Annotated in this window: 20 protein-coding genes; 15 read left to right on the top strand and 5 right to left on the bottom strand. The window is 66.9% G+C overall.

Going from position 1 to position 22,291, the window contains the following annotated elements; translation table 11 throughout:
* Positions 1-255: 255 nt before the first annotated feature.
* Positions 256-1,659 (bottom strand): GGDEF domain-containing protein, encoded by a 1,404-nt coding sequence (locus AB4Y43_RS28860; RefSeq protein WP_368619715.1) that lies wholly within the window; start codon positions 1,657-1,659, stop codon positions 256-258.
* Positions 1,660-1,924: 265 nt separating this feature from the next.
* Here AB4Y43_RS28860 and AB4Y43_RS28855 point away from each other — a divergent pair, with 265 nt between their 5' ends.
* The 4 genes from AB4Y43_RS28855 to AB4Y43_RS28840 are packed head-to-tail and all read left to right on the top strand — an operon-like array spanning position 1,925 to position 7,937.
* Entirely contained in the window at positions 1,925-3,811 is a 1,887-nt protein-coding gene (locus AB4Y43_RS28855; RefSeq protein WP_368729359.1) for an SPFH domain-containing protein, read from the top strand.
* Between the two features lie 36 nt (positions 3,812-3,847).
* Positions 3,848-4,924 (top strand): protease modulator HflC, encoded by a 1,077-nt coding sequence (hflC, locus tag AB4Y43_RS28850; protein ID WP_368729358.1) that lies wholly within the window; start codon positions 3,848-3,850, stop codon positions 4,922-4,924.
* Positions 4,921-5,955, top strand: a complete 1,035-nt coding sequence (gene hflK / locus AB4Y43_RS28845; protein ID WP_368729357.1) for a protease modulator HflK — start codon at positions 4,921-4,923, stop codon at positions 5,953-5,955. The genes hflC and hflK overlap by 4 nt, the downstream gene beginning before the upstream one ends.
* The gene (locus AB4Y43_RS28840; protein WP_368729356.1) at positions 5,952-7,937 is read left to right on the top strand and encodes a heavy metal translocating P-type ATPase; all 1,986 of its coding nucleotides are present in this window, start codon (positions 5,952-5,954) and stop codon (positions 7,935-7,937) included. The genes hflK and AB4Y43_RS28840 overlap by 4 nt, the downstream gene beginning before the upstream one ends.
* A gap of 9 nt (positions 7,938-7,946) precedes the next feature.
* Here the strand turns inward: AB4Y43_RS28840 and AB4Y43_RS28835 are convergent, their stop codons facing one another.
* Positions 7,947-8,855, bottom strand: a complete 909-nt coding sequence (locus AB4Y43_RS28835; protein WP_368729355.1) for a LysR family transcriptional regulator — start codon at positions 8,853-8,855, stop codon at positions 7,947-7,949.
* A gap of 107 nt (positions 8,856-8,962) precedes the next feature.
* Between AB4Y43_RS28835 and mdlC the strand changes: the two genes are divergently transcribed.
* The 5 genes from mdlC (at position 8,963) to AB4Y43_RS28810 (ending at position 15,854) form a co-directional block, all read left to right on the top strand.
* A complete protein-coding gene (gene mdlC / locus AB4Y43_RS28830) occupies positions 8,963-10,615 on the top strand; it encodes a benzoylformate decarboxylase (RefSeq protein ID WP_368729354.1) in 1,653 nt (550 codons plus the stop codon).
* A 49-nt stretch (positions 10,616-10,664) separates the two neighbouring features.
* Entirely contained in the window at positions 10,665-12,116 is a 1,452-nt protein-coding gene (locus AB4Y43_RS28825) for an aldehyde dehydrogenase (RefSeq protein WP_368729353.1), read from the top strand.
* 9 nt (positions 12,117-12,125) lie between these two features.
* A complete protein-coding gene (locus AB4Y43_RS28820) occupies positions 12,126-13,049 on the top strand; it encodes a ketopantoate reductase family protein (protein ID WP_368602819.1) in 924 nt (307 codons plus the stop codon).
* A gap of 73 nt (positions 13,050-13,122) precedes the next feature.
* Positions 13,123-14,520 carry an MFS transporter gene (locus AB4Y43_RS28815; RefSeq protein WP_368602818.1) on the top strand — a complete coding sequence of 466 codons (1,398 nt, stop codon included), beginning with the start codon at positions 13,123-13,125 and terminating at the stop codon, positions 14,518-14,520.
* 197 nt (positions 14,521-14,717) lie between these two features.
* Complete coding sequence (locus AB4Y43_RS28810; protein ID WP_368729352.1) at positions 14,718-15,854, top strand: porin; 1,137 nt, start codon at positions 14,718-14,720, stop codon at positions 15,852-15,854.
* Between the two features lie 80 nt (positions 15,855-15,934).
* On the opposite strand, the gene AB4Y43_RS28805 is transcribed toward AB4Y43_RS28810, so the two are convergent.
* Entirely contained in the window at positions 15,935-17,083 is a 1,149-nt protein-coding gene (locus tag AB4Y43_RS28805) for a branched-chain amino acid ABC transporter substrate-binding protein (RefSeq protein WP_069263002.1), read from the bottom strand.
* Positions 17,084-17,471: 388 nt separating this feature from the next.
* Here AB4Y43_RS28805 and AB4Y43_RS28800 point away from each other — a divergent pair, with 388 nt between their 5' ends.
* Both AB4Y43_RS28800 and AB4Y43_RS28795 read left to right on the top strand, forming a co-directional pair.
* Positions 17,472-18,314 (top strand): intradiol ring-cleavage dioxygenase, encoded by an 843-nt coding sequence (locus AB4Y43_RS28800; protein WP_342949353.1) that lies wholly within the window; start codon positions 17,472-17,474, stop codon positions 18,312-18,314.
* Between the two features lie 68 nt (positions 18,315-18,382).
* Entirely contained in the window at positions 18,383-18,877 is a 495-nt protein-coding gene (locus AB4Y43_RS28795) for a class I SAM-dependent methyltransferase (protein WP_342949352.1), read from the top strand.
* Between the two features lie 174 nt (positions 18,878-19,051).
* On the opposite strand, the gene AB4Y43_RS28790 is transcribed toward AB4Y43_RS28795, so the two are convergent.
* Positions 19,052-19,354 (bottom strand): DUF4148 domain-containing protein, encoded by a 303-nt coding sequence (locus tag AB4Y43_RS28790; RefSeq protein ID WP_342949351.1) that lies wholly within the window; start codon positions 19,352-19,354, stop codon positions 19,052-19,054.
* Between the two features lie 275 nt (positions 19,355-19,629).
* A complete protein-coding gene (locus AB4Y43_RS28785; RefSeq protein WP_368729362.1) occupies positions 19,630-19,950 on the bottom strand; it encodes a BON domain-containing protein in 321 nt (106 codons plus the stop codon).
* A gap of 529 nt (positions 19,951-20,479) precedes the next feature.
* Here AB4Y43_RS28785 and AB4Y43_RS28780 point away from each other — a divergent pair.
* The 4 genes from AB4Y43_RS28780 to rpsU all read left to right on the top strand — a co-directional run bounded on the left by AB4Y43_RS28780 (position 20,480) and on the right by rpsU (position 22,283).
* Complete coding sequence (locus tag AB4Y43_RS28780) at positions 20,480-20,683, top strand: cold-shock protein (protein WP_091997204.1); 204 nt, start codon at positions 20,480-20,482, stop codon at positions 20,681-20,683.
* 278 nt (positions 20,684-20,961) lie between these two features.
* A complete protein-coding gene (locus tag AB4Y43_RS28775) occupies positions 20,962-21,186 on the top strand; it encodes a hypothetical protein (RefSeq protein WP_368602836.1) in 225 nt (74 codons plus the stop codon).
* A 513-nt stretch (positions 21,187-21,699) separates the two neighbouring features.
* Positions 21,700-21,966, top strand: a complete 267-nt coding sequence (gene infA, locus AB4Y43_RS28770; protein ID WP_083245150.1) for a translation initiation factor IF-1 — start codon at positions 21,700-21,702, stop codon at positions 21,964-21,966.
* Between the two features lie 104 nt (positions 21,967-22,070).
* A complete protein-coding gene (gene rpsU / locus AB4Y43_RS28765) occupies positions 22,071-22,283 on the top strand; it encodes a 30S ribosomal protein S21 (RefSeq protein ID WP_069263010.1) in 213 nt (70 codons plus the stop codon).
* Positions 22,284-22,291: the final 8 nt, after the last annotated feature.

Below are 22,291 nucleotides of genomic sequence, written 5' to 3'. Positions count from 1 at the left end.
GCGGGCGGCAATTTCCGCCGATTTTTCAATGGACATCCCGATTCCTCATTACATTTTGAAAGCGTGTGGGGAACAAAATGTGCCTGCATCGATGTGTTTGCATGGGTTGCGCGCGACGTATGCAAATGCTGAAACAGGCCATAGCACGCACTTTATGGGTGCCGCGACGTGGAAGCACCTGGTTGAAACCCAAATGCGTTGCGCTTATGACAATGCCGCTTATGCCAACGAGGGAGGCAATGAGTCGGCCGCGCTTTACGCGATGCTCGCGCCTGTGTGGCTCACGCGGTTGCGGCCGGCGTGTTTGGCCGCATACAAGGCGGCATCGGCGGCTTCGATCAGCGCATTAGGGGACGACGCAACGATCGCGTCGCGCGTGGCGCAGCCCGCGCTCACCGTGACGAGGCCTCCTGCGGAGGGGGAGGGAATGCCGAGTTGCTCGACGGCGGCACGTGCGCGTTCGGCGAGCGCCGCGGCTTCATTTGCGCCGGTATCGGGCAGGACGAGCGCGAATTCTTCGCCGCCATAGCGCGCGACAAAGCCGCCGGGCGCGTGCCGCGTGCTCGCAAGCGTGGCGGCGAGCGCGCTCGCTACGGCGCCGAGACAGGCGTCGCCGTGCAGATGGCCGAAGGCGTCGTTGTAGTGCTTGAAGTGATCGACATCGAGCATCACGAGCGACAGCGGCTGGCCGCTGCGCGCTGCGCGCTCGAAGGCCTCGCGGAACTGCTCGTCGAAATAGCTGCGGTTGTAGACGCGCGTGAGCGCATCGCGTGCGGAGGCGCGGATCAGCGTGGCGTGTTCTTCGGCGAGCTGACGATAGAGCGCCGTCACTTCCCACACCAGCACGCACACGAGCACGCCTGGCGCGAACATGCTGAACACGCGCGCGACATACCAGCCCACCGTGAAGCGCTCGATGCTGAGCGTATTGAGCGCGGCGTCGACGAGCGAGGCGAGCAGCGCCACCACGATCCACAAATCGAGCACGAGGCGCAGCCGTCCCTTGAGCAGCACGAGCGCGATGGCGATCAGGTTGAGCGCGCAGATCACGAGACCCGCGAGATTGTTCGCGATGGCCGACACCGGCGAGGGAGCAGGCGCAGCGTTCGCAACGTCGTGAAACGGCGATGCGAGATCGACGTGCGTGACGAGCACGCCGAGCAGGGCGGCGAGCGCCGCCGGGCACGCGATCAGCAGCCAGCCGCGTGCGTCGAGACGTTCGCGGGCGAACGGCGGGGCGGGCAGGCGCTTTCTCACCAGTTCGGCGACGATGACGAGCGCGGGAAAGCCTGCGTGCCAGAACACCCACATCCATGCGGCGCTATTCGGGAGCGCGCCGAGCAGGCCCGTGCGCGCGAACACGCCAGGAAACATCAACAGCTGCAGCGCAACGGCAATGGCCGTGAACGCGTAGGCGCCGCCCAGCGCCGCGAGCATGGCCACGCGCGTAGCCGCGAAACGCGCGCCCAGCAGGAACGCCGCGATGCTCGACGTGGTGAATACGGCGAGCGCGCACATCGGCATGAACGGGGCGATGCCGGGCAACGCGTCGCGTGCACGCGGCGCCGCGAGCGCGAGCGTGAGGAGGATCGCAAACGCGCATATGCTGGCGAAGAGCGCCTGCCTGCGTGTTGCCGGACCGATCAGCAAGCCGTCCATATGATGACTTTTGGGTTGATGCGCAGCTCGAGCATGTGATCGTGGCGTGACAGCGTGAGGGCCGCTCGCGTCCGGAAAGCAGACTAAATTGACTGAAGGTATTGTGCTCCGAATCGGCTAAATAGTGGGGCACGGATGCGCGAGCCCAGTTATATTGAGTTTCGGTTATGAGCGCGCTACATTGGGCGCGCGAATTTCGGCATCGCGCGATCGGTGGTCGTCACGCGCGGGCGTGGCTCATGTAGTTTGCATGTAAGGATTGCTGATGATGCATCGCGTATCGCGCGACCACCGCGAAGGCTATGGTTGGCTCGGCGGTCGTGCGGGCCAGACGAGGCTTGGCTGGTCCGCGTTGGGGTTGGCTTGCGTGTTCGGCGCGCTGGCTTTCGTTTTCGCTGTGCCGTTCGATGCACGCCTATGTGCCGTGATGTCGAGCGCGTGCCTCAATCTCTTCATCGTCGCCTTCGGCACACGGCTCTCGGCGGCGCGCGCGCCAGCCGGCGAACCGGTCTCGAAGACTTCGCTGCGCCTCTTGCGCCTCGCGTTCCAGCGCAATTCGGAGGCCGCCGACATGCGCAGCCTGCTGCGGTCGCTGCCGTGGCAAGGGTGGATCGCGCCGCTCGGCGCGCTCTTTTCGCTTGCGTTCGCCATCTCTGCGTGGACGTCCCCCGCCTATGCGCCAACGGTTTCGCAACGTGAATCCGCGCCTTTTCTCGTAGCGGGAGCCGCTGCGCTCGTCATCGCTTTTGCTGCGCTCGTGGCGGAGCGCTTTCATGCGCAGCGCGCCGCGCAGTCACGCGAATCCGCCGCGCTCGCGGGGCCGTTGCGTCTGGTGCTCGTCGCTGCGTTGAGTATGGCGGCTTCAGTTGCGGCGCTGGCTTATGCGGGCGAGGCGCTTACATGGCTAGTGCGTATCGTCGCCCTGCTTTCCGGTGTGATTGCCGTCGAACTCGGCCTGCGTGCGCTGCTCGCTGCGCTGGCAAAGCCCGGCGATGACCGCTTCCTGCATAGCACTATCGCGGGCGTGCTGAGCGTGCAGGCACGTCCGGTCGCCGCACTGAATGCCCAGTTGCGTATGCGTTATGGCATCGATCTGCGGCAGAACTGGGCGCTCCAGAGTTTCGTTCGCCTCCTGCCAGGCGCGCTCGCGGCCATGGTGGTGGCGGGCTGGCTACTCGGCGGCGTGACGATCCTCGGCCCCGATCAGCGCGCTGTGTACGAGCGCTTCGGCGCACCTGTCGCCGTGTGGCAGCCGGGCCTGCATGTGGGCCTGCCCTGGCCCTTCGGCCGCGCGCGCGTGATCGACAACGGCGCGGTCCATCAACTGATCGTCTCGGGCAGCGCGAACGACAGCAGCCGCGCCGCGCCTGCCGTTTCCGCCGATGGCGACACACCCGCGCAATTGAATCGCCTGTGGGATGTGACGCATCCCTGGGAGACGACTCAGGTGATCGCAGGCACGAGCGGCGCCCAGCAGGCGTTCCAGATCGTGAGCGCGGACGTGCGGCTCGACTATCGCGTCGGCCTCACGGACGCGGCGGCGCGTGCCTCGCTGTATCGCGCTGTCGCTATGGACGACACGGTGCGCTCGATCGCGAACCGCGAGGTCGTGCGTTACCTCGCGTCGCGCACGCTGCCGTCGCTGCTCGACACGCCGCAAACGGCCATGGCCGGCGCGTTGCGCGGCGCCGTGCAGCGCGAATTGGACCGGCTCGCGAGCGGCATCGAGGTCGTGGCCGTGGTGATCGAGAGCGTGCATCCGCCTGCGGGCGCGGCCGCCGCGTATCACGGCGTGCAGGCCGCGCAGATTCGCGCGCAGGCCAGTGTGGTGCAGGCGCACGGCTTTGCGGCGACGGCGCTTGGGCAAGCGCAGCAGCAGGCGATCGAGACCGTCGCGCTGGGTAGCGCGAACGCGGCGGACACGCTTGCCGCCGCGCGCGCCCAGCAGATCGCCTTCGACGCCGATGTGATCGCGCAGCAGCTCGGCGGGCCGGCATTCGGCTTCGAGTATTACCTGCACAGCCTGCAAAAAGGGCTGAAAAACGCGAGCGTGACCGTGATCGACGACCGGCTAGCGAGCGGCAGCCGCGCGACGATCGACCTGCGCACGTTGAGCCCGGCCGCGGCGGCTGGCATGAAGAAGGCGTGGTGACCCGTTACCCCATAGACAGAGTAAGGTGATTCGACAGTGAGCCTTTTGCATACGCACGGCGATGCGCATTCTCATCATCATCATGACCACGGCGCAGGCAGCTCGGGTGGCGCAGGCGGCCTCGCGCCCGTGAATCCCCGGCGTTTTGCGCTGCGCGTGGCGTTCGCGCTGTTCTGCGTGATCGTCGCGCTCATCGTAGCGAGCGTCGTGCAGGTGCGCGAGGGCGAGGCCACCGTGGTCACGCGCTTTGGCGACCCCGTGCGCGTGCTGCTGCGGCCCGGTCTCGCGTGGCGCCTGCCTGCGCCCATCGAGGCCGCTGTGCCGGTGGACCTGCGGCTGCACACGACGTCGAGCGGTTTGCAGGACGTCGGCACGCGCGATGGCTTGCGCATCATCGTGCAGGCCTATGTGGCCTGGCGCGTGCCCGCCAATGCGAACGACATTGGCCGCTTCGTGCGTGCCGTGCGCAACGAACCCGACGAAGCCGCGCGCCAGATTCGCTCGCTCGTCGGGTCGGCCTTGCAGACGACGTCTGCCGGCTTCGATCTTGCCTCGCTCGTGAACACCGATCCGTCGCAGGTCCGCATCGGCGCATTCGAAGAGGCGCTGCGCCGCCAGGTCGATGCGCAGGTGTACGCGGCCTATGGCGTGCACGTCGTGCAGGTGGGGCTCGAGCGTCTCACGCTGCCCGCCGTGACGCTGGCGGCAACGGTCGATCGCATGCGCGCCGAACGCGAGACCGTGGCCGCGCAGCGCACCGCCGAAGGCCTGCGCGAAGCGGCGCAGATCCGCTCGGACGCCGATCGCGACGCACGCGTGCTGATCGCCGACGCCAACGTGAAAGCCGCCGATATCGAGGCGCAATCGCGCAAGGATGCGGCGGCGATCTACGGCAAGAGCTACGCCGCCGATCCGCAGCTCTATACGATGCTGCGCTCGCTCGACACGCTCGGCACCGTCGTCAACAGCAACACGAACCTGATCCTGCGCACCGATGCCGCGCCGTTCCGCGCACTAGTGCAGGGGCCGCCCGGGCTCGGAGCGGCCGCGGCGCCGTCTGGGCAGGTCGTTGCGCCCACAACCACTTCGCACGCGCGCGGGCACACGCCATGAGCACGAGCGACAACTTCCCGGCGCTCGGGCCCGGCGCACAGGCGGTGCGTCTGTCGTTCTGGTTCGTGGCGGCGCTGGCCGTGCTGGCCGCGCTCGCGTGGGCCACGTCGAACGTGCGCCGCATTCCCGCCGACAGCAGCGCCGTCGTGATGCGCTTTGGCGCCTACGTGCGCAGCCAGGGCGCGGGGCTGCTCGTCGCGTTACCGCGGCCGTTTGAAACGGTGCTGCTCGTGCCGGGCAGCGAGCGTGTGCTCGAGAAGCGCATCGTCTCGCTTACACGCGATCCGGGTGCGCCCGCGCAACTCAGCGATGCAAGCGACGCGCTCGCGGGGTCCGGCTACGTGCTCACGGGCGACAACGGCGTCGTGCAGGTGAGCGCGACGCTGTTCTACCGCGTGAGCGACCCTTACGCGTATGCGTTGCAGCTCGAGCATCTCGACGCCGCGCTCGAGCGCATCGTCTCGGCCGCGCTCGCGCAAACCGCCGCGCAACGCGACCTCGATTCGATCCTCGTCGCGCGCCCGGAGATGGTGGCCGCCGCTCAGCAGATGGCCGCGCGCCGCGAGCAATTGCGCGGCGATCTCGCACGCGCGGCCCAGCGCCAGCTCGACGCGCTGACTGCCGCGCGTGCGGGGCTCGGCATCGAGGTCTCGCGCATGGATCTGCAAGCGTCGTGTCCAGCCTCGGCGGTCGATGCGTTCAATGCCGTGCTGACTTCGCTGCAGAACGCCGAGCGCGATGTCGCGCAGGCGCGCACGCTCGCGGAAAAAACGCGGCAGCACGCGCAGCAGAGCGCCGACCGCATCGTGCAGGACGCGCAAGCGAGCGCCGCGGAGCGCGTGGCGACGGCGCAGTCGGAAACCTCGACGATCGCGCAACTCGAAGCGGCGCTCGGCGCGAACCATGACCCGGGGCTGCTTGCGCGTGCGTATCGCGACCGCGTGCAGGCGGTGCTCGCGCACGCCGCGCGCGTGACGACGCTCGACCCCAACGACGCTTCGAGCCTCGTGCTGCCGGGGCGCGCGCCATGACCACGCCATACGACACGCCGACGAGTCAGCGCGCACCCGGCGCCGCACAGGAAACCGGATCCGCGCACGCCCACGGCCACGCACGCGAGGGTCACGAAGCTCCGGCAGGGCCATCCGTCGCCACGCTCGTCATGTCGGACGCCGAGCGTCGCGCCATCACTCGCCACACGTCGCTCGCGCTGTTCGCGGGCGCATTGCTGCTGCTCTCGCTCGCGTGGCCGCATCTGGCGAGCGGCAGCGCCACGCTCGCGCAGGTGCTGGCGGCGGTCGCCTCGCTCGTGGTCGCGCCGCCCGTGTTCGCGGGCGCGTGGCGCAGCCTCAGGACGCCGAGTCTGCACGGCGTGACCGACCGTCTCATCGCGCTCGCCATGCTCGGCGCCTGGGCCGTGGGCGACATGACGACGGCCGCGCTTCTGCCCATCGTGATGACCTTCGGCCACGCGCTCGAAGAGCGCAGCGTGCTCGGCTCGCAGGAAGCGATCCGCGCGCTGGGCCGCCTCACTGCCGGCGACGTCCGGCGTGTGAGCGCCGCGGGCGCGATCGAGACTGTGCCCTATGACGCGCTTCGTCCCGGCGACGTCGTCGACGTGCTGCCCGGCTCGCGCGTGCCCGCTGACGGCATCGTGCGGCACGGCCGCTCGGCCATCGACAACGGGCCGATCACTGGCGAATCGTTGCCGCAGGACGCGGGCGAGGGCGCGCGCGTCTTCGGCGGCGCGATGAATCTGGACGGCCCGCTGCGCGTGGAGATCACGCACGTCGGCAAGGCCTCGACGCTGGGCAAGGTCGTCGAGTTGATGCAGCGTGCCGAAGCCGCGAAGCCGCCCATCACCCAGGCGCTCGAACGCTACATGGACGCCTATCTCGCGCTCGTGCTGCTGATCGCGGCGATCGTGTGGTTCGTGAGCGCGAACGCCTCGGCCATGCTGGCGGTGATCGTCGCCGCGTGCCCATGCGCGCTCGTGCTGGCAGCGCCTTCCACCGCGATCGCCGGCATCGCGGCGGGTGCGCGGCGCGGCATCTTGTTCAGGAATGCGGCCTTTATCGACGCGCTGGCCGAAATCGATACGCTCGTGATCGACAAGACGGGCACGCTCACGCACGGCGAATTGCGCGTGACGACGGTCATGTTGCAGCCGGGCGCGGACGAAGCCTCCACACTGGCGCTGGCCGTGCATCTCGCCCAGGTCAGCGCGCATCCGGTGTGTCGCGCGCTGTTGCGCTACGGCGCGCCGGGCACGCCGCCAACCGAGCCGCCCCCGCACGCGCGCGAGATGCGCGGACTCGGCGTGCTCGCGACGATGCCGGAAGGTGAGGCGGTGCTGGGCCGCCATGATCTGCTCGAACAATACGTGAGCGCGCTGCCGCCCGCGCCCGCGCAGCTGGACGGCCCATGTGCAGGCATCGCGCTGAATGGCCGCCTGCTCGCGTGGTTCGGTTTCGCCGACACGGTGCGCCCGGAAGCGCGCGAAGCGTTGGACGGAATGCGTGCGCTCGGCATCGAGCGTGCGACGCTGCTCACGGGCGACCGCGAGCGCGTGGCGCGCCGCGTGGCCGCCGAAGTGGGCATCGACACCGTGGTGGCGCATGCGCTGCCGCACGACAAGCTCGACTATGTGCTGGGCGAGATCGGCGCGGGGCGCCGCCCGATGGTGGTCGGCGACGGCCTGAACGACGTGCTCGCGATCAAGGCCGGCGCGACCAGCGTGGCGATGGGCGAGCGCGGCATCGATATCGCCGTGGCCGCCGCCGATATCGTGCTGCTCGCCGACGACCTGCGCCGCGTGCCGGACAGCGTGCGCCTCGGGCGGCGCTGCCGGCGCATCGCGACGGCGAATGCGGCGATCGGGCTGGCGTGGACGGTGGCCGTCATCACGCTCGCGGCGCTAGGCGTATTGAGCGCCGTGGCGAGCGCGGTGCTGCACAACGTGGGCACGTTCGTCGTGATCGCGAACGCGGGGCGCCTCCTGCGCGACGAATGACGAACGCCGTTAGTGCGGCACCGCCGTCAACGTGCGCAACTGCTCCAGCAGCTTCACCGCCGGGCTCGGCAGAATGCCGTGGCGCCGGCGAAACGCGGTGAGCGTGCGCCGGCCCTCGACTCCCGGCATGTCGAGCGTATCGAACACACCCGCCTTGCTTTCCGTGAGGTACATCGTCGATGCCATCCAGCTCAGGAACCCCGAGCGGGCCACGAGGCTCTTGAGCGCCGTGATCGAGCGCGTCTGCACCACCACGTTCGGCAGGCCCAGCCCGTGCGCCGCGAAGACCTGCTCCATGTGCTCGAACGGCGCCGTGCCGCGCGGCGGAATCGCCCATTGCTCGTTCAGGGTGTCCGCGAGCGCGAGGTCGGGTTTCGCGCGCAACGGATGATCGTGCGCCGCCACCACATAGCTGGAATCCTCCCAGCGGCAATCGCCGATCGCTGCAATTTCGTCGGTATCGGGCACGGCCATGCTGAGCGCGAGATCGATCTCGCGTTTGACGAGCGCATCGGCGAGCCGGTCCCACACGCCTTCGAGAATCTCGACGCGCAGCCCGGGCCAGCGCCGCAGCACGCCGCTCACGGCGAGCGGCAGCACGAGGCTCGCAATGCTGCCCACCGCCCCCACGCGGATCGTGCCGCGCGCGAGGCCGCGCATGGCGTCGATTTCCTCGCGCGCCTGCTCCGCTTCGCGCTGCAGCAGGATGGCGTGCGGCAGGAGCGCTTCGCCCACGGCGGTGAGGTGCATGCCGCGCGAATGCCGCTCGAACAGCGGCGCGCCCACTTGCTCTTCGAGGCGGCGGATCGCGCGCGAGAGCGCGGGCTGGGTCACGTGCAGCGTTTCCGCCGCGCGCCCGAGACTGCCCGCCGAGACGATGGTCGCGAACGCCTGGAGTTGCTGGAGGTTGTAAGTCATGCCTAAAGGTAATGGCTTTTGGCGAAATCCGCAATTTCCGGTTACCCGTAGCGTCGCGATAATGATCCTCCATTGAACGACGCGCTTTTTTCGACAGGAGGCCTTGGATGACTGGCAGCGCGCCTCAGCAGAACCAGCAGAAGCGGGACACCACGGCACCCGGCGGCGCCGGCGGTGCCTATACCGTGCGCGACGCGGTCATCGACTTCGCCCGCCGCGTGGGCATGACCTCGGTCTTCGCCAACCCCGGCTCGACCGAGCTGCCCATGTTCCGCGACTTCCCCGCCGACTTCCGCTACGTGCTCGGCCTCCAGGAAGCGGTCGTGGTCGGCATGGCCGACGGCTATGCGCAGGCCACCGGCAATGCGGCGCTCGTGAACCTGCACTCGGCGGCGGGCGTGGGCAACGCCATGGGCAACCTCTTCACGGCGTTTCGCAACCGCACGCCGCTCGTCGTCACGGCGGGCCAGCAGGCGCGTTCGATCCTGCCCTTCGACCCGTTTCTCGCGGCCACCCAGGCCACCGAGCTGCCCAAGCCCTATGTGAAGTGGAGCATCGAGCCGGCGCGCGCGCAGGACGTGCCGCTCGCCGTCGCGCGCGCTTACGCGATCGCCATGCAGGAGCCGCGCGGCCCGGTGTTCGTGTCGATTCCCGTGGACGACTGGGACCAGCCGGCCGAACGCGTGCCCGAGCGCGCGCTCGCGCACACCACGCGCCCCGAGCCCGCGATGCTGGCGAACATCGGCGCGGCGCTCGACGCGTGTGCGCGCCCCGTCTTCGTGGTGGGCGGCGCGGTGGATCGCGCGGGCGCGGCCGACGACGTGGTCCGGCTCGCGGAGCGCCATCGTGCGCGCGTGTTCGTCGCCCCCATGACGGGCCGTTGCAGCTTTCCGGAAAAGCATCCGCTGTTCGCGGGCTTTCTGCCGGCCATGCGCGAGCGCATCGTCGAGTTGCTCGGCGGGCACGATCTCGTGTTCGCGATCGGCGCGCCGGCTTTCACCTATCACGTGGAGGGCCACGGGCCGCACGTGCCGCCGGGCGCCGCGCTGTACCAGTTGATCGACGATCCGAACACCGCCGCGTGGACGCCCGAGGGCATGGCCGCCGTGGGCAATGTGAGGCTGGGCGTGCTGGATCTGCTGGAGCGGCCCGCGCCGGCCGTCGAGCGTGCGATGCCCGCGCGGCGCGCCGTGCCGCCGCGCGCCGTGCCACCGGCTGCGCCGGGCGAGCGCATGTCGGTCGCCTACGCGCTGCAAACGCTCGCCGAAGTGCGCGACGCGGGCACGGCCGTCGTCGAGGAAGCGCCCAGCTCGCGCCCGGTGATGCAGGCGTATCTGCCCTACGAGCGCCCCGGCACCTTCCTCACGATGGACAGCGGCGGCCTGGGCTACGGCATGCCCGCCGCCGTGGGCGTGGCGCTCGCGAAGCCCGGCGAACGCGTAATCGCGCTGATCGGCGACGGCTCCAGCATGTACTCGATCCAGGCGATCTGGAGCGCGGTGCAGCTCGATCTGCCGATTACCTTCGTCATCCTGAACAACACGCGCTACGCAGCGCTACAGGACTTCGCGCCGGTGTTCGGCTTCGCGCCGACCGACCCGGTGCAGGGCACCGACCTGCCGGGGCTCGATTTCGTCACGCTGGCCGCGGGCATGGGCTGCCCCGGCGTGCGTGTGAGCGAGGCGGGGCCGTTGCGCGATACGCTTGGCCGCGCGCTGGCCGGGCAGGGCCCGAAGCTGGTCGAGCTGCTCGTCGCCTGAACGGTGCGTGCGCAACCTGTCGAATTCACGTAAAGCGAGGAAAAAGGACATGCAAACCGTAACGATGCTGATCGACGGCGAAGCGGTGCAGGCACGCAACGGGGCGACGTTCGAGCGCCGCAATCCGCTCGACGGCACGGTGGCGAGCTGCGCGCCCGCGGGCACGGTGGAAGACGCAGTCGCGGCGGTCGATGCGGCGGCGGCCGCCTTCCCGGTATGGTCGGCCATGGGCCCGAGCGAACGCCGCGCGCTGCTCACGAAGGCCGCGCACGCGCTCGAAGCCAAAGCCGAAGCGTTCGCCGCCGCGATGGCCGCGGAAACCGGCGCATCGGGTATCTGGGCGGGCTTCAATGTGCATCTCGCGGCAGCCGGCCTGATCGAGGCCGCCGCGCTCACCACGCAGATCGGCGGCGAGCTGATTCCCTCCGACGTGCCCGGCAGCCTCGCCATGGGCGTGCGCCAGCCGGCGGGCGTCGTGCTCGGCCTCGCGCCCTGGAATGCCCCCGTGATCCTCGCGGTGCGCGCTATCGCGTTGCCGCTCGCGTGCGGCAATACCGTCGTGCTCAAGGGCTCGGAGATTTGCCCGGCCACGCACGGTCTCATCATTGCGGCGATGCAGGAGGCGGGCCTGCCGCGCGGCACCGTCAACTTCGTGACGAATGCGCCCGCCGACGCGGCGCGCGTGGTCGAAGCCATGATCGCGCACCCGAAAGTGCGCCGCGTGAACTTCACGGGCTCCACGCGCGTGGGCCGCATCATCGCCGAAACCTGTGCGCGCTATCTGAAGCCTTCGGTGCTCGAACTGGGCGGCAAGGCGCCGCTCGTCGTGCTCGACGATGCCGATATCGAAGCGGCGGCGCACGCGGCCGCGTTTGGCGCGTTCGCCAATTCCGGGCAGATCTGCATGTCGACGGAGCGCATCATCGTCGATGAAAGCATTGCCGACGCCTTCGTCGCGCGTCTGGGCGAGCGCGCCCGCGCGCTGCCGCTCGGCGATCCGCGCAAGGGCCCGGTCGTGCTCGGATCGGTGGTGGACATGAGCACCGTGGAGCGCTGCAACGCGCTGATCGACGACGCGCTCGCCAAAGGCGCGACGCTCGTATGCGGCGGCAAGGCCGAGACCACGCTGATGCCCGCCACGCTGCTCGACCATGTCACGCCCGGGATGCGCGTCTATCACGACGAATCGTTCGGTCCCGTGAAGGGCATCGTGCGTGTGCGTGGCGAGGACGCCGCGATTGCCTGCGCGAACGACAACGCGTACGGGCTTTCGTCGGCGGTATTCAGCCGCGATACGGCGCGCGCGTGGGGCGTCGCGCAGCGCATCGAGTCGGGCATCTGCCACATCAACGGGCCGACCGTGCACGACGAAGCGCAGATGCCGTTCGGCGGCGTGAAGGAGAGCGGCTTTGGGCGCTTCGGCGGCAAGGCGGGCATTGCCGAATTCACCGAACTGCGCTGGATCACGATGCAGACCGCGCCGCGCCACTATCCGTTCTAAGGGCGCGCCATGCATATCGCCATACTCGGCGCGGGCGCGATGGGCTCGCTGTTCGGCGGTCTGCTCGCCGTTGCGGGCCATCGCGTCACGCTGCTCGACGTCGACGACGCTCACTTGAACGCGATCAACGAAGCCGGTCTGCGGCTCACGACCGATGCGGGCGAGCGAGTCGTCGCGAATCTCGAGGCGTTGCGCCCGGAGGCGGCGACCACGCCGGCCGATCTGTTGATCGTCTTCACCAAGACGCTGCACACGCAGGCGGCGCTCGGCGCGGCGCACGCCGTGCTCGGGCCGCAAACTGCGCTGCTGTCGCTGCAGAACGGCCTCGGCAACGCCGAGCGTCTCGCACAGTTCGCGGACCCGGCTCGCGTGATGATAGGCGTGACGACCTGGCCCGCCGACAAGAACGGCCCTGGCCGCGTGAGTTCGCACGGCCAGGGCGTGATCCGCCTGATGAGCGCGGACGGCGCGCATTCGCCGATGCTTTCCCGCACGGTCCAAGCGCTCAACGACGCCGGACTCGCCTGCAGCGCGGACGCCGATGTCTGGGCGGCGATCTGGGAGAAGGTCGCGTTCAACACGGCGCTCAACAGCCTTTGCGCGGTGACGGGCTGCACTGTCGGCGAACTCACGAACGTGCCGGACGGCGAAGCGCTCGCGCTCAAGATCGTCGCAGAAGTCGCGGCGGTGGCGCATGCGCACGGCGTGGCCGTGAACGAGGCGCATGTGGCCGACAACGTGCGGCACGCGCTCGCGCATCACCGCGCGCATCGGCCTTCGATGCTCCAGGACGTGATCGCCGGGCGCAAGACCGAGATCGAGGCCATCAACGGCGCGGTCGTCGAGGCGGCGGGCATGCGTGCGATCGCCGTGCCATATACGACAGCGCTGCTGCATCTCGTGCGCCTCGTCGATGCAAAGGATTCCGTATGAAATAGCAGTCAACGTCGCACCACCATGACAAACGAATGACTGCGCGTCCACAGCGCAGCAAAGGAGACAATTCATGACTTATGCCACGCCCGCCCCCGCCTCGGGAGCGACGCCGCGCGAGAGCGACGCCATCGCCGGCGGCACGGTCGATATCGGCCGCACGCTCGACGAAGGCGCGTATTCCACGCTGCAGAAGTTCGCCGTGGTGCTGGCGGCCTTGTCGATCGTCGTCGACGGCTTCGACAGCCAGTTGATCGGCTTCGCGATTCCGGTGCTGATCAAGGAGTGGGGCATCACGCGCAATGCGTTCGCCCCCGTGGTGGCGGCGGGGCTGATCGGCATGGGCTTCGGCAGCGCATTCGCCGGCCTGTTCGCGGATCGCTTCGGACGCCGCTGGGCCGTGGTGGGCAGCGTACTCGTGTTCGGCACGGCGACCTGCGCGATCGGCCTCGCGCCGAACGTGGCGGCCATCGCCGCGCTGCGCTTCATAGCAGGCTTTGGCATTGGCGGCGCGCTGCCGAGTTCGACGACGATGACAGCCGAATTCACGCCCGCGCGCTTTCGCACCTTCGCGGTGACGGCGACCATCGTGTGCGTGCCGCTCGGCGGCATGCTGGCGGGCATTTTCGCGGCGCAAGTGCTGCCGGTGTACGGCTGGCGCGGGCTCTTTTTCGCTGGCGGTGTGCTGCCCCTCGTGCTCGCGCTCGTGCTGCTCGTGGCGCTGCCCGAGTCTCCCCGCTTTCTCGCACGCCGGCCGAAGCGCTGGCCCGAACTCGTGCGCCTGCTCGGCCGCATGGCGCGCGAGGTTGCGCCGGACGCGGTGTTCACCGACGTGCGCGAGCAAAGCGCCGAAAAGCACGTGGGCTTCATGGCGCTCTTTCGCGACGGCCGCGCACGCGACACCGTGGCGATCTGGTGGGCGTTCTTCATGTGCCTGCTCGCCGTGTACAGCGCATTCAGCTGGCTGCCCGCCATGCTGACGAGCGAAGGTCTGAGCGTCTCGCTCGCCGGCTACGGGCTGAGCGCGTACAACCTGGGCGGCGTGATCGGCGCGTTGCTGTGCGCGCTCGCCATTGCGCGCTTCGGCTCGCGCGGGCCGCTCCTGTTGTGCTGCGCGGGCGGCGCGGCGAGCGCCTGGGTGATGCTCGGCGTGGGTGCGACCCAGCACACGGGCTTGCTCATTGCGGGTCTCGGCCTGCACGGCCTCTTCGTCAACGCGGTGCAATCGACCATGTACGCGCTGTGCGCCTACGTCTACCCAACGGGCGTGCGCGCGACGGGCACGGCCTCGGCGCTGGCATTCGGCCGCGTGGGCGCGATCCTGAGCGCGTTTGCCGGCGCGGTGGTGATTACCGCAGGCGGCGCGGCAGGCTATCTGACGATGCTCGGCGCAGCCATGGCGCTGGTGCTGATCGCGCTGGCCGTGGTGGGCCGTCATATCCCGAAGCGCGCGGGACAGCAGCGGATTTGATCCGTTCCTGAGACTGGACGATGGCGCGGGCCTGCGCCATCGCGTTCGGTCGGTCAGTGCATTCAATCAAGAGTACTAAAAAACGACGCACGACAAGGCGGCGTGGCTGTGTGTCGCCCTCTCACGCGTCGAATCGAAAACAACGTCCGGCTGGCGGCAAGTCCGCGAGACCGGAACACCAGGAGAACACGGAGATCATGAAACTTCGGATCGCAGCAGGGCTGGTCTTCGCTGGCCTCAGCGCGTCGGCGTTCGCGCAGGGCAGCGTTACGCTTTACGGCATCGTCGATACCGGCATCGAATATGTTTCACACGCGAACGCGGCGGGCGACAGCGTGGTGCGCATGCCCGGCATTACCGGCGAAATGCCCTCGCGCTGGGGCGTGCGCGGCAGCGAGGGGCTGGGCGGAGGGTGGTCCACGATTTTCGCTTTGGAGAGCGGCTTCAACATGCGCGGCGGCACCCTGAATCAGGGCGGCCGGCTGTTCGGGCGCCAGGCGTGGGTGGGCATGAGCAGCCCCTATGGCAGCCTGACGTTCGGGCGTCAGTACACCATGACGTTCTGGGCGATCGCCGACGCCGATCTGCTCGGACCGGACATCTACGGCGGCACCGCTTCGTTCGACCAGTACCTGCCGAGTTCGCGCAGCGACAACACGATCGTCTACAAGGGCAGCTACGGGGGCTTCACGCTCGGCGCGACGTGGTCATTCGGGCGCGATTCGGCCGGCACCGGCAATTCGCCGGGCCAGGGCACCTGCGCGGGGCCCGTGCCGGGCAGTTCGCAGTCTTGCCGCGAATGGTCGGCGATGCTGCGCTACGACCGCAATGGTTACGGCGTCGCCGCTGCCTATGACGAACAACGCGGCGGCCCAGGCGCGGCGGCGAACCTCTACGACGGCACGCCGACCTTCGCACTGACGAACCCGGGCGACACCGACGTACGCATCCAGCTCAACGGCTACGGCCATGTCGGCGCGCTGCGCATCGGCGGCGGCTGGCTGGGCAGGCGCGTCGACACGGTGTCGGCTGAAACGCCCAACGTGCATTCGGACCAGTTCTATCTCACGGCGCAGTATCCGGTGACGGCGGCCTTTATCGTCGACGGCGGCGTGTACCACATCGTCAATAGCGACCACGACACGCGCGGCACGATTGCGGCGCTGCGCACCACGTATCAGCTGTCCAAGCGATCAGCCGTTTATCTGCAGGGCGCGTATTTGTGGAACAGCGCGAAGGCGGCCTACACGGTGAGCCAGGGTGGCGGCGGCACGACGCCCGCACCGGGAGCGGGGCAACTGGGGATCATGGCGGGTATCCGGCATAGCTTCTAGGAATGCGGCTGCCGGTGGCGTTGCAAACCCTCGCGTCGGACGCGGCCCTCGCCTGAACGAGGCGAGGGCCGCGTGGGCGATCAGAGACCGCTTACCGTCTTGACCGTCACCCACTGGCCGTTCTTCACCTGATAGACCGTGGACGAACCGTTCTTGAGCGAGCCATTCGCGTTGTACGCGATATGGCCGGTAATGCCGTCGAAGGCGATGCTTTGCATCTTCGCGCGATAGTCGTCGGGCTTGGTCGAATTGGCGGCCTGCATCGCCTTGATGGCGGCCCACGCCGCGTCGTAGCCGAACGGCGCATAAGAGAGCACGTCGACGCCATATTTCTGCTTGAAGCGGTCGGCGAACTTCGCGCCGACCGGCGTGCTGTCGAGCGGCCGGCCGTACTCCCACGCCATGGCGCCTTCGGACACGTCGCCCGCGAGCTTGACGAAGTCCACATCCTTCACGCCGCCGCCGCCCACGTACTGCGCCTTGATGCCGAGCTGGGCCATCTGCTTCATGATGCCGGCCGCCTGCGGGTTGAGGGCGCCCACGAAAATCAGATCGGGGTTCTTGCTCTTGATGTTCGTGAGCTGCGTCTTGAAGTCCGTCGCCTGGTTCGTCGTGTACTCGCGATCGACGATCTCCCCACCGTGCGCCTTGACGGCCTTCACGAATTCGTCGGCTTCGCCCTGGCCGAACGCCGTGCGGTCGTCGATGACGGCGATGCGTTTGGCCTTCGTCGTCGTGACTGCGTAGGCGCCCGCGGTGCCCGCGTTTTGCGCGTCGCTCGAGATCACCATGAAGATGTTCTTGAAGCCGCGGCCGCTGATGACCGGGTTCGTCGCGGCCGGATCGATGTCGGGCAGGCCCGCCTTTTCGTACAGCTCGGAAGCGGGAATGGTCGTGCCCGAGTTGAAGTGGCCGACGACGACCGAAACGCCTTCGTCGACGAGCTTTTGCGCGACCTGCACGCCCACGCGCGGGTCGGCCTGATCGTCTTCGGCGACGAGTTCGAACGAGACGGGCTGGCCGTTGATCTTGACGCCTTGCGCCTTGGCGTCGTCGAGGGCCATCTTGACGCCGTTTTCCAGGTCTTTGCCGTAATTCGCGTTCGGTCCGGTGAGCGGCGCGGCAAAACCGATTTTAACGACGGTATCCGCGCGCGAGGCGAGCGGTGCAACAGCGAGAAGTGCTCCAGCGGCAACTGCGATAGGGGTAAGAGTCTTCGCAAAACGCATGTTGTTTCCTTTGTCGGCAAGCATGGGTCTACTGCTGTGGCGTGCATACCGACCAGGCTTCCCCGCTTCGCGCGGTTAGCGGCCGGCTCACGACTCTCTTGTTCGCGTCGACTGCGGGTTGGGCTCCTCCAGAATAGGCGTGGAATCGATCGAAGCGCCCCGCACGCAAGACGCCGGGGCGAGACGCTGAGAGCGACTATAGGAAGCCAATATCGCTTCGTCTTGACCGTTCACGACGGCTTCCATGCGCATTTCTGCATAGCGGGCCGAATCGGGGCAATCAGGGCAAGTACGCCCTGCCGGGGCGAAATAAGGCGTAATAGAAATGTAATCGACATCCGCGCGGGGTCCGGTAAAGTCCCGCCATCACGCGCAATGCAGCACAACAATGACATCACGCCTGTCACGACGAGAATTCATCAAACTGACGATCGCGGTCGGCACGACCGTTGCGGCCATTGAAACGAGCCCTGCGGCCTTCGCGAACGCCGCGCCTTGCCGGCTCACGCCCGAGCAGGAAGTCGGCCCTTACTGGATCGACGGCGATCTCGTGCGCCGCGACATCCGGGAGGGCAGACCGGGCGTGCCGTTGACGCTCGACATCGTGCTTACCGACGCGAGAACGTGCGCGCCGCTCGTAGGCGCGGCAGTCGACATATGGCAATGCGATGCGATGGGCGTCTACTCCGGCTACACGAAGATGGAACTTCCGCCCCCGCCCGATTTCGATCCGAAGGCGCCTGGCCGCCCGCCCGCGGGTCAGCCCCCTGGTCCGCCGCCCATGACGCCGCCCACGCTGCGGCCTACCGACCACCAGACCTTCCTGCGCGGCATTCAGCACACCGATCGCGCGGGCATCGTCACGTTCGAAACCATCGTGCCGGGCAACTATCCCGGGCGCACCAACCACATTCATTTCAAGGTCCGCACGGCACGCGCGTCGCAACCGCAGCGCACGCATGTTTCGCATGTCGGCCAGGTCTTCTTGCCGGAATCGCTGATGGTGACGCTGATGCAACTCGATCCGTATCGCGGCCACGCGATCCAGCGCACCACGCAGAGCGAAGACCCGGTATTCGTCGATCAGTCCGGCTCGACGATGGTCGCAAGCGCGAGCCCCATTGCCGTTGATGGCCGCGTCACCGGGTTGCGTGCGCGCGTGAGCGCGCTGGTCGATCCCGATGCGCAGCCGCAGCCGCTCGAACCGCTTCCGGGGCCTCCCGCACGCTGATCCCGGCCGCGCCGGGCGCGGGGCGGCAATGCTGGCCCAGGCGCGCTGATAGACTTCTTGCATGCAACATGGGAGAAGCGTTCGTGGGCGCGTTCGAGCGTGTCTTGATGCGAGCGTTTGGTCGACCCGAAGGCATCCTCGGTCGGCTCGGCGGCATGCTCATGGCAAAGATGAACCAGCCGTGCGCGGCATGGGCTATCGGCCTCCTCGAGATTCGCGAACACGACCGGGTGCTTGAAATCGGGTTCGGGCCTGGCGCGGGTATTCAGCTTCTCGCCGCAGCGGCACCCTCCGGGCACATTGACGGCATCGATCCATCACAGGAAATGCTGGCGCAAGCCACAGCGCGGAATGCCGCTGCAATCGCCCGCGGCCGGGTCGGTCTGCGAATCGGCTCAGTGGAGCGGTTGCCATGCGAAGCCAGCACCTTCGCGCCCGGTTTCACTGCGTATTCGGGACAAAAGCCCGGCGGGTTGATCGAACGACTAACAGCCGCCGGCTTTGTCGAAGCGAAGCTTGTCGAAACCGAGAAGGCTTTTTGCGTGCTCGCTGTCGAACCATGAGCGAACAGGCAGGTAACGGCTATTCAGCAGGATCGCAGAACAAGCGTGTGCCTATTTCTTTCGCCTGCTCTTTTCGGGGTCCTGAAGGGGGCGAAGCGCATAGCACGACGCTCCATGCCGGCTCAGGAAGAGCCGGCATACACGCCATCGCGCGACCTCGTCAGACGAAAAAGCTTACGACCCGCCAAAGAACACCGGCTTCATCCCGGTCGGGCTGGCCGGATGGCCCATCTGCGACGAGCCGTTCATGGCAGGGCCGTAGCCGCTGCCCTGGCCGGCGGCACTAGCGTCGGCGGCCGGCATGCTGGAGGGAAAGTCGACGGTGTTCGCATTGGCCGGATTGAAGCCGGCTTGCTGAAGCTGTGCGATCTCGGCCTGTACTTGTGCGCGCGTCAGACCTCCATCCGACTGCGCCAACGAAGCAATTGGCACAGCCATGACGGCGACCGCGCAAACTGCGTGGACTAGCGTCTTCATAATGGTCCACCTCCGGGTTAGTGACACCGGCTCACACGTGCTGCAAACGGCCCGTTCATCCGAACCCTGGTTCGACCCCTTGCCAGACTTTGCAGCGCTCATACGTTATCGTTGTCCTCTGTTCCGATCGTATGCGCGGGTGATCGTTTTGGCCTCCACCATTTGATGGAGGCTCTCGAAATGGCGCGGCGGATCGTGTGGCCACGCGCGTCGAAGCAGGGATCGGCATTTCGATCCTTTCCCGAGATTGCGTAGATTGTTCGGGGGCGGATGGTCTAACGGCTGTTCCGCAAGGTCAACTGATTCGTCACCGACCTGACTCCGCGCACCGATCTTGCCGTGTTGCCGGCGAGCGCGATCTGCCTGGGCTCAGGCACCCATCCCGTGAGCGTCACGACGCCGAGGCGCGCCCTGACGCGAATCCCTGAAGCATCCAGGTTCGGCGTCCGCCCAAGGGCGCTGCGGACGTCACGAGTCACGGCACTGTCCGGCCTGTTCTGAAGCCGCGACGTCGAGTACGCCGCCCGATGCGCTGTCGCGCCAGCACCCGTGTTCTCACCTGTCTGCGCGCCAGCGTGGATCGAGCCACAACTCATGGAGACCACAACCAGGATCGCGCAGATTTTGACGCTCACACCGCTCACTTTCATGCTCCCTTTCAGGCCAGCCCTTCGATTTCCCGCTATCTAGCCGCTCCATCACGGTAGAACGCGTCACTGGCGTCCACCATTTGCGAGAGTCCGGGCTGTTCGAGTGGATAATGCCCGGCGCTTTCGAGCATGACAACCTTCACCGGCACCCTCTGGATCCTCTCGAGGAACGGTTCGCTCGAGTGCAAGGGCGTCCAGCGGTCTGCTGCGCGCAATGCCACGCCAGGCAAGGGGCGCAGCAAGGTAGGGCCGCATCGCTTCGCCTGCAAAACGGGCCGCCTCGTGAAACAGTTACAAGATAAGTATTGACGCTGGTCCATCCGGCAGGGTAACGTTCGCATCGAAGTTCAAGAAGTTCGATTGCTGTTCATCAATTGCTCGCGCCCCCGCGGTATTCGTTGTCCTCTCCCTCCTTGAAGCTTCACGCGCTCTTCAATAGAGCAATTTTTCGCATTTTTTTTCTCAAGGATTCTTCATGGATACCGGCACCGTTAAGTGGTTCAACGACAGCAAAGGCTTTGGCTTCATCACCCCGGACAAGGGCGGTGACGACCTGTTCGCTCACTTCTCCGAAATCAGGAGCGAAGGCTTCAAGACGCTGGCTGAGAATCAGAAGGTGAGCTTCGAAACGAAGCAAGGCCCGAAGGGTCTGCAAGCGGCTAACATCAAGCCGCTGTAAAGTTGAAGGGCCCGGCCTCCTCAGACGGACGCCGGGTTGCAGCGACACCCTCGCGGAGCTTTGCCTCCCTCTGTTGGCGCGATCACTCCTGATTGGCATCTGTTTATTCAGCAGCTTGCCGGCGCCATACGCCTCGTTGCGCCTCATTCTCCCCTCAGGCTTTAACGCCCTTTTTTCGCTTTTCGACTGCTGAAGAATTCGGCTCGAATGGCTTTGAATCGGCGCGCCCGTGCGCGATTCGCACGGCATGTGCGCGCTCAAATATCATTAAAATTAAAATGCAGAACAAGCAAATTCAACATTACAACGGCTATGCCGTCCAATCCTCGGCGCATCGCTTGCCCGATGGTAGCTTTTCATCCAACCTGTCGCTCGAACTCATCGACGGCGAGCGAGCCGAAGGCCGCTACTCGTTCTATTCGCTCGATTACTTCAAGAGTGAAGAGCAAGCGTTGCAGCACTCGACCCAGTGGGCACGCAACTGGGTCGACACGCGCGGCTAAAGACGACGCCAAAGTGCGAAACACTCAACGCACCTGAAGCGCCAGGGCGGGTGCAGCAAAGCGCGCCCAATCATCACGCGGGACCCCGAACTGCGCGTCGTCGGCATGCGTCGCTGACAACACCCATTCCTTGTGGCCCCGCCGAGAGTGGCGGGATAAATAGCGGCCTTCGGTTACAATACAGGACTAGTTCGCTTCGCACAGCACCGACAAGACGCGTGTGGGTGAGTCGCGAGTCCTCCTTTGATTGATAGTCCGGCGATAACTGTGCTCGCTGGACTATACGCCCCGACGCGTATCGGTCCGGTATTGCGAGCCGCCGCGTTTTACCCATCCCCTCGCGTATCTCAGTCGCCGCCCGGACAGAGCGGTGACCATGACTTCCGGGACGCAAGGGCAGCCCGGCAATTTCATGCTCCCCATTGCCGCGCGAGCGCTTGTCGATCAACGCTCGCGACGTCTTCGCAATGCGGCGTCCGAACCTATGTCCCGCCAAATGATCAGGAATCTTGAATGGCCAAAGAAGAACTGCTGGAACTCGACGGTATCGTTGACGAAGTGCTGCCAGACAGCCGTTACCGCGTCACGCTCGACAATGGCGTGGTTGTAGGTGCGTACGCATCCGGTCGAATTCGCAAGAATCACATTCGCATCCTTGCGGGCGACCGGGTAACGCTGGAACTCTCGGTGTACGACCTGACGAAAGGACGAATCAATTTCCGGCATAAGGATGAGCGAAGCGGCGCCGCAACGCCAAGAACCCCATTTCGCCGTCGTTGACGGAGCGCGCGACCGTCGGCTGTGACCCTTACCTGTGCCACGACGCAGCGTGCACATCCATATCACGATTCGCCATGGCTGGTGGATCTCAACCAAGGAAAATAGTGACTACCGTAATTCTGAAACCCGACGAGCCCATGGAAGTTGCGTTGCGCCGTTTCCGTCGCTCGATCGAGCGCACCGGCCTGATTCCGGAGCTTCGTGCCCGGACAGCCTATGAAAAACCTACCGCGGTACGCAAGCGCAAAAAGGCCGCTGCTGTGGCACGCCTGCGCAAGCAGATCAAACGGTCGTTGCCGCCGAAGAAGCGGTACTGACCGCACCG

Source organism: Paraburkholderia sp. BR10872, assembly GCF_040965835.1.
GTDB lineage: Bacteria > Pseudomonadota > Gammaproteobacteria > Burkholderiales > Burkholderiaceae > Paraburkholderia > Paraburkholderia nodosa_A.
This window is presented reverse-complemented; position numbering and strand designations above follow the sequence as displayed.

Excerpts from the sequence above, each read along its gene's own strand:
- AB4Y43_RS28860 (WP_368619715.1), bottom strand. The coding sequence starts at position 1,659 with ATGGACGGCTTGCTGATCGGTCCGGCAACACGCAGGCAGGCGCTCTTC.
- mdlC (WP_368729354.1), top strand. The coding sequence starts at position 8,963 with ATGACTGGCAGCGCGCCTCAGCAGAACCAGCAGAAGCGGGACACCACG.
- infA (WP_083245150.1), top strand. The coding sequence starts at position 21,700 with ATGGCCAAAGAAGAACTGCTGGAACTCGACGGTATCGTTGACGAAGTG.
- AB4Y43_RS28795 (WP_342949352.1), top strand. The coding sequence starts at position 18,383 with ATGGGAGAAGCGTTCGTGGGCGCGTTCGAGCGTGTCTTGATGCGAGCG.
- AB4Y43_RS28810 (WP_368729352.1), top strand. The coding sequence starts at position 14,718 with ATGAAACTTCGGATCGCAGCAGGGCTGGTCTTCGCTGGCCTCAGCGCG.
- AB4Y43_RS28825 (WP_368729353.1), top strand. The coding sequence starts at position 10,665 with ATGCAAACCGTAACGATGCTGATCGACGGCGAAGCGGTGCAGGCACGC.
- AB4Y43_RS28840 (WP_368729356.1), top strand. The coding sequence starts at position 5,952 with ATGACCACGCCATACGACACGCCGACGAGTCAGCGCGCACCCGGCGCC.
- AB4Y43_RS28775 (WP_368602836.1), top strand. The coding sequence starts at position 20,962 with ATGCAGAACAAGCAAATTCAACATTACAACGGCTATGCCGTCCAATCC.
- AB4Y43_RS28805 (WP_069263002.1), bottom strand. The coding sequence starts at position 17,083 with ATGCGTTTTGCGAAGACTCTTACCCCTATCGCAGTTGCCGCTGGAGCA.
- AB4Y43_RS28790 (WP_342949351.1), bottom strand. The coding sequence starts at position 19,354 with ATGAAGACGCTAGTCCACGCAGTTTGCGCGGTCGCCGTCATGGCTGTG.
- AB4Y43_RS28835 (WP_368729355.1), bottom strand. The coding sequence starts at position 8,855 with ATGACTTACAACCTCCAGCAACTCCAGGCGTTCGCGACCATCGTCTCG.
- AB4Y43_RS28800 (WP_342949353.1), top strand. The coding sequence starts at position 17,472 with ATGACATCACGCCTGTCACGACGAGAATTCATCAAACTGACGATCGCG.
- AB4Y43_RS28820 (WP_368602819.1), top strand. The coding sequence starts at position 12,126 with ATGCATATCGCCATACTCGGCGCGGGCGCGATGGGCTCGCTGTTCGGC.
- AB4Y43_RS28855 (WP_368729359.1), top strand. The coding sequence starts at position 1,925 with ATGATGCATCGCGTATCGCGCGACCACCGCGAAGGCTATGGTTGGCTC.
- AB4Y43_RS28815 (WP_368602818.1), top strand. The coding sequence starts at position 13,123 with ATGACTTATGCCACGCCCGCCCCCGCCTCGGGAGCGACGCCGCGCGAG.
- AB4Y43_RS28780 (WP_091997204.1), top strand. The coding sequence starts at position 20,480 with ATGGATACCGGCACCGTTAAGTGGTTCAACGACAGCAAAGGCTTTGGC.
- AB4Y43_RS28785 (WP_368729362.1), bottom strand. The coding sequence starts at position 19,950 with ATGAGTTGTGGCTCGATCCACGCTGGCGCGCAGACAGGTGAGAACACG.
- hflK (WP_368729357.1), top strand. The coding sequence starts at position 4,921 with ATGAGCACGAGCGACAACTTCCCGGCGCTCGGGCCCGGCGCACAGGCG.